The organism is Novosphingobium album (ex Hu et al. 2023) (genome assembly GCF_022832385.1).
Classification (GTDB): Bacteria; Pseudomonadota; Alphaproteobacteria; order Sphingomonadales; family Sphingomonadaceae; genus Novosphingobium; species Novosphingobium album.
Window position 1 is genome coordinate 35695 of record NZ_JALHLE010000030.1, and the last position, 9155, is coordinate 44849.

7 protein-coding genes are annotated in these 9155 nt (G+C 62.7%); 4 read left to right on the forward strand and 3 right to left on the reverse strand.

Annotated elements, in window-relative coordinates:
* Window positions 1-14 precede the first annotated feature (14 nt).
* From MTR64_RS17000 to MTR64_RS17010, 3 genes are read right to left on the reverse strand one after another with little or no spacing between them, the layout of a single operon-like run.
* Window positions 15-1274, reverse strand: coding sequence for an MFS transporter (locus MTR64_RS17000; RefSeq protein WP_243995705.1), 1260 nt, complete (start codon window positions 1272-1274; stop codon window positions 15-17).
* 4 nt (window positions 1275-1278) lie between these two features.
* Window positions 1279-2424 carry an FMN-dependent L-lactate dehydrogenase LldD gene (lldD, locus tag MTR64_RS17005; RefSeq protein WP_243995706.1) on the reverse strand — a complete coding sequence of 382 codons (1146 nt, stop codon included), beginning with the start codon at window positions 2422-2424 and terminating at the stop codon, window positions 1279-1281.
* Window positions 2421-3839: an FGGY-family carbohydrate kinase gene (locus tag MTR64_RS17010; protein WP_243995707.1), complete on the reverse strand. Its 1419-nt coding sequence runs from the start codon at window positions 3837-3839 to the stop codon at window positions 2421-2423. The genes lldD and MTR64_RS17010 overlap by 4 nt, the downstream gene beginning before the upstream one ends.
* Window positions 3840-3938: 99 nt before the next feature.
* Here MTR64_RS17010 and MTR64_RS17015 point away from each other — a divergent pair, with 99 nt between their 5' ends.
* From MTR64_RS17015 to MTR64_RS17030, 4 genes are all read left to right on the forward strand, one after another.
* Window positions 3939-6059 carry a bifunctional rhamnulose-1-phosphate aldolase/short-chain dehydrogenase gene (locus MTR64_RS17015; RefSeq protein WP_243995708.1) on the forward strand — a complete coding sequence of 707 codons (2121 nt, stop codon included), beginning with the start codon at window positions 3939-3941 and terminating at the stop codon, window positions 6057-6059.
* Between the two features lie 38 nt (window positions 6060-6097).
* Window positions 6098-7006, forward strand: a complete 909-nt coding sequence (locus MTR64_RS17020; RefSeq protein ID WP_243995709.1) for an alpha/beta hydrolase — start codon at window positions 6098-6100, stop codon at window positions 7004-7006.
* Window positions 7003-8292 carry a TIM barrel protein gene (locus tag MTR64_RS17025; protein WP_243995710.1) on the forward strand — a complete coding sequence of 430 codons (1290 nt, stop codon included), beginning with the start codon at window positions 7003-7005 and terminating at the stop codon, window positions 8290-8292. The genes MTR64_RS17020 and MTR64_RS17025 overlap by 4 nt, the downstream gene beginning before the upstream one ends.
* Window positions 8293-8768: 476 nt before the next feature.
* The coding region (locus tag MTR64_RS17030; RefSeq protein ID WP_243995711.1) for a TonB-dependent receptor plug domain-containing protein at window positions 8769-9155 on the forward strand (387 nt) is incomplete at its 3' end.

The window sequence follows — 9155 nt, forward strand, 5'->3', positions numbered from 1 at the left end:
TTTTTGTCCTTCCTTCAGGCCGATCCGCGTTCGGCTTCGAGCTGTTCGAGCGACTTGCCCTCATTGCGCGGCGCCCAAGCTATCCCGATCAGGCCGCTTATGACGAGAAAGCCAGTAAGAATCCATGCAAGGTTCGTAAAGCCCGTGGCGGTCAGCATTGGCACGAAAAAGCTGAACACTCCCAGGACGATGCGGACAATGGCAAAGCAGATCCCCTGAGCGGTTGCGCGCACAGCTGTCGGAAACTGCTCCGCGCTCCAGAGCTGAAAGAAGCTCTGCGCGCCGAAGCCGCCGCCAAACTGAAGCAGGAAGACATAAAGCAGGGCGACCGGGATCGTCAGCGGGAATACCGCCAGAAGCGCCATGCCCGCAATCTGGATCACGGCGGAGGCCGCGAACAGCATCCGCTGGTTCACCCGGTCAGACAGCTTCATGAAGACGAAGTAGATCGAGACCATGCCGATGAAGAACGAGAAGGCCTGGATGGCGACGCTCTGGGCCTGCGTGGCAGCGCCCACCGTGCGCAGGATGTAGGGGAAGAAGAAGCCGTTGGTTCCGGCCCACAGGTTCCAGAACCCGTACATGCCGACAAGGCCCAGGATCGACGTCAGATACTTCGGCTTCAGCAGCGTCGACAATCCATGGGTCGGGCCTTCGGGCTTTTGCGATTCCACCCAGCGCCTCGACTCGGCCATGCGCGAGCGCAGCAGAGTCAGTCCGAGGGCTATGACCACCAGATGTGCGAACACGATGCGCGCACCGAGTTCTCCCAGCGATGTCAGGGCAAGGCTCAGCAACAGAACGACCACAGGGCCGAGGTACCACAGCACTTGCGCCACGCCTGAGTGCTTGCCACGCCTCGTGTCAGGGGCCTGTTCGGCGATCAGCGACCAGCTGGCGGGAATATCGGCGCCGACCGCCAGGCCAACGATCAGGAAGCCGGTAATGATCATCCACGGGGCTATCGCGAAAACCAGCATGCTCATGCCGAAGGCGTAGATCAGCATGTCCCACTGGTAGATCTTCTTGCGGCCCAGCTTGTCACATAGCCAGCCACCCAGCAGCGCTCCGACGCCCGCGCCGATGGCGTTGGGGCCGAACGCGCCGATCAGGCCGATGGTGTCGTTGGAAAGGTGATAGCTTTCCTGCCACAGCGCGAGGGCAGCGGCCCCCGAAACGATGGAACCGGCATCGATGTAATTGGCAAGGCCGGCGAGAATCGTATCGCGCCAGTTGTCGCCGGTATCCAGGTGTTCGCCAGCAGCCGTGGCCATGATGTCAGTCTCCCGCAAGGATTGTTCTGTTGATTTCGGTGATTTTCGTGGTGCCGGTCAGCGCCATGGCGACCCGCATTTCCGCTTCGATCAGGTTCAGCATTTTCACGATGCCCGCTTCGCCGCCCGTGGCCAGGGCCCAGGCCCAGGCACGGCCCAGCAGGACGCCCCTGGCGCCAAGCGCCAGCATGCGCACGACATCGAGCCCGGAGCGGATGCCGCCATCCGCGAGTACGGTCAGCCGGTCGCCCACGGCCTCGGCAATAGGGGGCAGGGCGCGAGCGGTGGACAGGACGCCATCCAGCTGGCGGCCGCCGTGGTTCGACACGACGATCCCGTCCGCGCCAAGCTCCGCAGCTTCCTTCGCATCTTCGGGATCGAGGATGCCCTTGATGATGAGCGGGCCCTTCCATTCCGAGCGGATGAAATCGAGGTCGCGCCAGTTGATCGAGGGATCGAAATTATTGCGCATCCAGGCGAAGAAATCCTCGATGCCTGTCCTGCCCTGCAGCACCGGGGCGACATTGCCCAGTGTGTGAGGGCGGCCCCGGAGGCCGACGTCCCAGGCCCAGCCGGGGCGCAGCATGGCTTGTCCCACGCGCCAGGCTGCTCCCTTCAGGCCGCCCGAACCGGCAAGACCGGTGTGGTAATCGCGATAGCGGCTGCCCGGGACCGGCATGTCGACAGTGAAGACGAGGGCGGAACACGCGGCGTCTACGGCCCTGGCCAGCAGGTCCTTCATGAAGGTGCGGTCCCGGATCATGTAGAGCTGGAACCAGAACGGCTGGCTGGCGGCGGCGGCCACTTCGCCGATCGGGCAGGCGCCGACCGTGGAAAGCGTGAAGGGCACGCCGGTTCTTTCCGCGGCGCGCACGGCCTGGCATTCGCCCCGCCGCGCATTGAGACCGGCGAGGCCGATCGGGGCAAGCGCGAGTGGCAGGCTCAGCCTCTGGCCGAACAATTCGGTCGAAAGGTCAAGCCGCGAGACGTCGCGCAGCACCCGCTGGCGCAGGGCAAGGCCAGAGAGGTCCTCGACGTTGCGGCGCAAGGTCTGCTCGGCGTAGGAGCCACCGTCGATATATTCGAACAGGAAGCGCGGCAGGCGGCGGCGCGCGGCCTCGCGGTAATCCGGAACAGATGCCGTGATCATCTCGAAGCTCCGGAAATATGCTGGTGCCATTTCGCCTTGTAGGCAACGAGGTCTCCTTCAAGCGGCTCCACCTGCCGCAGTCCGCCGCTGGGCTTCAGCAGTGGATTGATCAGGCGAAGGGCTCCGAATGAGACATCGTTGTGCGCGTTGGCGACATAGACCTGCGTCGTGGGCCGAAATGCTGCGAGCGCGCGGACGAACACTTCGGCTTCGGCAAAGCGGCCTTCGACCAGCAGCCTTTCCCTGGATCCGATCAGATCGAGCGAGGTGTCGGCCACCAGCGCGGCGTAGAGGCAGATGGCGGCACGGCGTGCATACCACGTGCCCGCCCATTCGACCGGCGCGTTGATCCAGCATGCCTTTCCATCCGGGTACGGACCGAAGCCCGGCGCCAGCGTGGGCATCATCATCGTCCCACGCTCGAGCAATGCGGGAACGGCTTCCATCAGCTTGGGCTGGTCGGGCTTGATATCGACCCGGCGCGTGTCGAGCTGGATGACCGTCTCGATTTCGCGGCCGCCCATGAAGCGCGCCGAAGGCACCGGCCAGCCGTAGGCGTCGACATTGACAAGTGTGTCGCGCGCTTCGGAAAGATCGGCAAGGGATACTGTCTCCGCTGCCAGGCGCATGGCGATGAACCACGTGCCCGTAGACAGGATTGTCGCTTCCTTCCTTGCGATTTCGGCAAAACCCCGGGCGGCAAGAAGGGCGGCATTGGAATCGTGCAGGCCGGCAAGGACTTGCGCTGTCCCGGGAAGGCCGCTGGCAGCTGCAATCTCGGGCCGGATTGAGCCGACAACATCACTGGCCTTGGCAAGCGGTGCAAACCGTTCGGCCCATCCGAGGCGCTGCGCCACGGACGAAAAGCGACCCTCCTCGGGGATCCACAGGTCGCTGTGGCAGCCCAGACTGGTTACTTCGCTGACGGCATTGCCGGAGAGAAACCATGCCCAGTACTGGGCCCAGGGGAGCAGTGTCGCACGCTCCATCTTGTCCGGGTGCAGCTGCGCGGCCCAATAGACCTGAGAGCCCAGGTTGAGTCCGTCCGGCAGGGCGGGGGAGCCGGTCCTGGCAAAGGGATCGCGCTCGGCGCGATATGCCTGCATCGTTTCCGGCGGGATGGGCTGTTCGTAGTCGAGGGGCGGGAAGAGGACCCCTTCGACTCCCAGCGCCACGAACGCCGCGCCGTGGGCTACCGGGATGATCGCTTCGATCGGGTGGCCCCGGTAGGCCGCAAGTGCCGAACGGATCCATGTGCCGATGCCGTCGATATCGAGCCGCCGGACGCCCTCCAGAATGCAGGATTCATTGGCGCGCACCTGCCGGTCAAGCAGCCGGCCCCCACGGGACCATGCCGTCACCTTGCTCAGGGTCTTGCCAATGTCGACGACGATGGTGGTGGCGGCCTGGGACATGCTCTCCAAAACTTCTGTCAGGGATCTGATTGATCATTAATGATCGTTTGATATCGAAAGAGATTGAAAATGGAAAGAGGGAATGTTAAAGGCGCGGCCATGGATACGACCCTTGCCCCTTCGCTCGATACCGCAATTCCCTTCGTTGTGCCTACCAGCCGGTGGGACGACTCGGTGGCGGCAGGTCTCTCGCCCGCCGAACTGCTTCTGTACCGTTCCAACCTGCTCGGTTCGGATCTGACGGTTACGAACTTCGGAGGCGGCAACACGTCGGCCAAGCTGGCAGGGGTCGATCCGCTCACGGGTGAAGGCACCGAGGTCTTGTGGGTCAAGGGCTCGGGCGGCGATATCGGCTCAATGAAGCTCGACGGCTTCGCGACGCTGTACCAGGACAAGTTGCTTGGTCTGGAGAAGCATTCCGGCGGGCCTGAAGATGACGACAAGATGGTTGGCTATCTGCCCCATTGCACGTTCAACCTGAATTCGCGCGCGGCCTCGATCGATACCCCGCTGCATTCATTGCTTCCTTTCGCGCATGTCGACCATGTCCACCCGGACGCGATCATTGCCTTGGCGGCTTCGTCGGGGGGCGAGGCTGCCACGCAGGAAATCTGGGGCGGAAAGATCGGCTGGTTGCCGTGGAAGCGGCCTGGTTATTCACTTGGAGTGATGCTTCGTGACTACGTCGAGGCCAATCCGCATGTCGAAGGTGTCATGCTGGCCGGCCACGGGATCATCTGCTGGGCCGACAGCGCGAAGGCCTGCTACGAACACACCATCGGCCTGATTGCCGATGCCGCAAACTATCTGAATTCAAGGCTTGCCGGGAAACCGGCATTTGGCGGTGCGCTCTCCTTCTCCAACTCCTCCGGGGAGCGTGCCGCAGCCGCAGCCGACCTTATGCCACGTCTTCGCGGTCTCATGACCGGTGCGCGGCGTAAGGTCGGCCATTTTTCGGACGATGCCGAGGCACTGGAATTCGTGAACTCTGCCGACTTCGAACGGCTGGCAGCGCTTGGGACCTCATGTCCGGACCACTTCCTGCGAACCAAGATTGCGCCGCTGACACTCGATCCGGCAAAGTTGCAGGACGATGCCTACCTCGCGCAGAAGATTGCGGACTATCGCGATCTCTACGCAGCCTACTACGAGCGCTGCAAGCGGGGCAATTCGCCTGCCATGCGTGACTCGAACCCGGTTGTCGTACTGGTGCCTGGCGTGGGGCGGATCACTTTCGCAACCGACAAGACAACCGCGCGGCTCGCGGGAGAATTCTATGGCAACGCGATCAATGTGATGCGGGGCGCCGAAGCGATCGGGGAATATATCGCGCTTGATGAGCAGGAAGCCTTCGACATCGAGTACTGGCTGCTCGAGGAAGCCAAGCTTCAGCGCATGCCCGCGCCAAAGCCGCTGGCCGGTCGTGTCGCGCTTGTCACCGGCGGGGCTGGCGGCATCGGGGCGGCTACGGCTGCCCGCCTGATGGCCGATGGGGCCTGCGTGATGCTGGCCGATCGCGACGGCAAGGCTGTCGAGGAAGTGCGGGCCGGTTTTGCCCGGCAGTTCGGGCATGATGTCGTGCGTGCCGCCGTCTGTGACGTCACGGATGAAGGGCAGGTCGAAGCGGCCTTCGAATCCTGTGCCCGCGAGTTCGGCGGACTCGACATTCTTGTCGCCAATGCGGGTATCGCTTCCTCTGCACCTATCGAGGAGACCACGATCGAACTGTGGAGCCGCAACTACGACGTGCTTGCGCAGGGCTATTTCCTGACATCGAAGCACGCCTGGAAGCTGCTCAAGGGCATGAAGGAACAGGGCGGCACGTCCGTTGTCTTCATCGGCTCGAAAAACGGTGTTGCCGCAGCGACCAATGCCAGTGCCTATGCGTCCGCCAAGGCAGCAGCGAACCATCTGGCCCGCTGCCTTGCCCTTGAAGGGGCGCCTTTCGGCATTCGCGTGAACACCGTGAACCCGGACGCCGTGATCAAGGGCAGCCGCATCTGGGATGGTGACTGGCGCAAGGAACGCGCCGGTGCGCATGGCATTGATTCCGGCAAGGAGCTGGAGGAACATTACCGTCAGCGTTCCATGCTGAAGCGCGACGTGCTGCCTTCGGACATTGCCGAGGCCGTGTATTTCCTGGCTGGCGATCAGTCGGCCAAGTCCACCGGCAACATGATCAATGTCGATGCCGGCAATGCGCAGGCATTTACCCGCTGACAATAGATTGTGGAGAGGGAAAGCTGAAAAAGATTGGAGTGATACCGGCAATCATTGCCCTGCTGTCGGCCTGTCCAGGGTCGGCGCAGGAAGGCCGGACACTTACGATTTCAGTCGAGGCGCCGGCAGAACCCGGCGCTATCCCGCTCTATGGAGACGAGACTCCCGGCTCTGCCAGCACCGAAGACTGGACAAAGTTCCAGGGCGAATACGTCGTGCGCAATGTCACGCGGCCGACGCTGACGCCTTTCCTTCCTGATGCGGCCAAGGCCACCGGGGCTGCGGCGGTAGTCGCGCCAGGTGGTGCATTCATGCAGCTTTCGATGGAAAGCGAGGGCTGGAAAGTCGCCAAGGCGCTGGCAGAACGGGGCATAGCCGCTTTCGTTCTCAAGTACCGGATCCTTCCGACGCCAAAGGACAACGATGCGGCGGCCGCCGCGCTGCGCCAGCGTTTGAGGAATCAGCCGAAGACCGCGGCGCCGGGCGCTCTGCCGGCGGATATCATCGCGCCGGAGGATGCGCTTGCGGCCCTGGAAATGGTTCGCGGCCATGCTGGCAGCTGGGGGGTGAATCCGGCGCGGGTCGGCATGATCGGCTTTTCCGCCGGTGCCATCACAGCGCGCCGTGTCGCACTCGATGCTCCGCCGGCAAGTCGCCCCGCCTTTATCGGTTACATATATGGACCCCAGGTTGCCGAACCCGTGCCGGCCGATGCACCGCCGCTCTTCGATGCGATTGCGCTAGACGACCGTCTGATCCCGGCGGATGGCTTTGCCATCGCGAAGCAATGGCTCGATGCCAGGCGTCCGGTGGAGATCCATGCATACCAGAGGGGAGGTCATGGTTTTGGCACCGGCGCTCCCGGTACGACCACGACTCTCCTTATCGATGAATTCACCGCGTGGCTCTCGATGCAGGGCTTTCTCGCGCGAAAGGAAGCACCATGACTCTACCTATTTCCGCCGAACTTATCGCCGAGGCAAACGAGCGCGAGCTTGATGCGCTGAACGACGATTATGCCGCACTCGGCCGCAAGCTTGAACGATCCGGTATCTCAATCGACGCGATCAAGGAGCGCGTCGCCGGTTTCTCGGTTGCGATCCCGACCTGGGGCGCTGGCCGCGGTGGCACGCGCTTCGCCAAGTTCCCGATCCCCGGCGAGCCGACGAACATTCACGAGAAGCTGGAGGACTGCGCGGTCATCAACCAGCTCTCCCGGCTGACCCCGCGCGTCAGCCCGCATTTCCCGTGGGACAAGGTGTCCGACTACAAGGGGCTGCGCGAAGAGGCTGCAACATTTGGCCTGGGCTTTGATGCGGTCAATTCGAACACCTTCCAGGACCAGCAGGGCCAGGCACAGACCTATGCCACCGGCTCGCTGTCTTCCACGGTCGCCGCCACGCGCCAGCAGGCGGTGGAGCACAACATCGAATGTATCGAGATCGGCCGCCAGCTCGGCTCCACCGACCTTACCGTGTGGGTGGGCGATGGCACCAACTTCCCCGGCCAGCAGGACCTTGGCCGCAGCCTTGACCGCTATCTCGATGCCGCAGCCCAGGTCTACGCCGCGCTTCCGGATGACTGGCGCATGCTGCTGGAACACAAGATGTTCGAGCCGGCGTTCTACTCCACCGTCATCAGCGACTGGGGCTCCTCGATCCTCGCCGCGCAGGAACTGGGCCCCAAGGCCAAGTGCCTCGTCGACCTTGGCCACCATGCGCCCAACGTGAACATCGAGCAGATCGTGGCGCGCCTCCACCGCTTCGGCAAGCTGGGCGGCTTCCACTTCAACGACAGCAAGTATGGCGACGACGATCTCGATTCCGGTTCGATCAACCCGCACCAGCTGTTCCTCGTCTTCAACGAGCTGGTCGAAGCCGAACTGAGCCCGCGGGACGGTTTCAAGCCGAGCTACATGATCGACCAGTCGCACAACGTGACCGATCCGATCGAATCCATGATCTCGTCGGCCGAGGCCATCGGCCAGTGCTTTGCCAAGGCCCTGCTGGTCGACCGCGAGGCGCTGCATCTGGCGCAGGAAGCCAACGATACGATGATGGCCTTCCAGGCGCTGCGCCGGGCCTACAACGTGGACGTCTCCCCAATCCTCGCCAAGGCCCGCCTTGAGGCCGGCGGCGCGATCGATGGACTGGGGGTCTATCGCGAGAGCCGCTGGCGCGACCGCAAGGCGCAGGAGCGCAAGGCGGTGGGGCTGGGCGCTGGAATCGTATGAGGACGCGAAGCGGGGATTGACGAGGGAGATCGACAGATAGAGCTATTCCCAAAGGGCGCAGGATTGTGTCCCGTCCCTTTGGTTAACGCGCCGCTGTCGTCCCTCTTCATGGTATCGCATGGAGATCGCAGGGTGGGGTCCGGTGCCTGGTCAAAGTCAGGCTTTCCTCGGCCAGGCAAGACCGCTCAGATCGATGCATGTTCGAACAGGCTTAAGTCACGTTGAAGCCGTGGAAATTTTTGCATCTTTGCTTGATTGCCTGTTCGCCTGTCAGGAATCTCGATCAATGCAGGGGGTGCGTGAAACGCACGTCGGGCCTGGACTTCTGGGTTCGCATTGCGACGGTATCAGTCGAACAAGTTCGTCAATGTGTTAGCATTGTGCCCTGCAATAGTGCCTAGCGCTGCTAATGCGTTGCGTAACAGCCCTGCAGTTATCCCGATGCGGCAAATCTTGCCGTATCAGGGATGTGAATTGTGAAAACGAAAACACTGCTTTTGATTGCTACAGCCTGCCTCCTTCCGTCGCCGGTCGTGGCAGCCGAGGGAGAGAGTAAAGCCGCAGCCACGCAGACGGATTCCGGGCAGCCAGCCGAGAAGCGCGTCAATCTCATGACGACGGGCGTGGCCCGTGCCCGGGACCGCCTCGACAGCGCCACTTCAACCAGCACGCTGTCACAAAACGAAATCGAAAAATTTGGCGCTCGTTCGGTAGCCGAAATCTTCCGTAACATTCCCGGTATGCGTTCCGAGAGCACCGGCGGCGAAGGGTTCGGCAATATCTCGATCCGCGGCCTGCCGATTGCACTGGGTGGCGCCAAGTTCCTGCAGATCCAGGAAAACGGCCTGCCAACGCTGGAATTC

Coding starts and splice junctions, on each gene's coding strand:
- MTR64_RS17000 (WP_243995705.1), bottom strand. CDS start 1,274: ATGGCCACGGCTGCTGGCGAACACCTGGATACCGGCGACAACTGGCGC.
- lldD (WP_243995706.1), bottom strand. CDS start 2,424: ATGATCACGGCATCTGTTCCGGATTACCGCGAGGCCGCGCGCCGCCGC.
- MTR64_RS17010 (WP_243995707.1), bottom strand. CDS start 3,839: ATGTCCCAGGCCGCCACCACCATCGTCGTCGACATTGGCAAGACCCTG.
- MTR64_RS17015 (WP_243995708.1), top strand. CDS start 3,939: ATGGATACGACCCTTGCCCCTTCGCTCGATACCGCAATTCCCTTCGTT.
- MTR64_RS17025 (WP_243995710.1), top strand. CDS start 7,003: ATGACTCTACCTATTTCCGCCGAACTTATCGCCGAGGCAAACGAGCGC.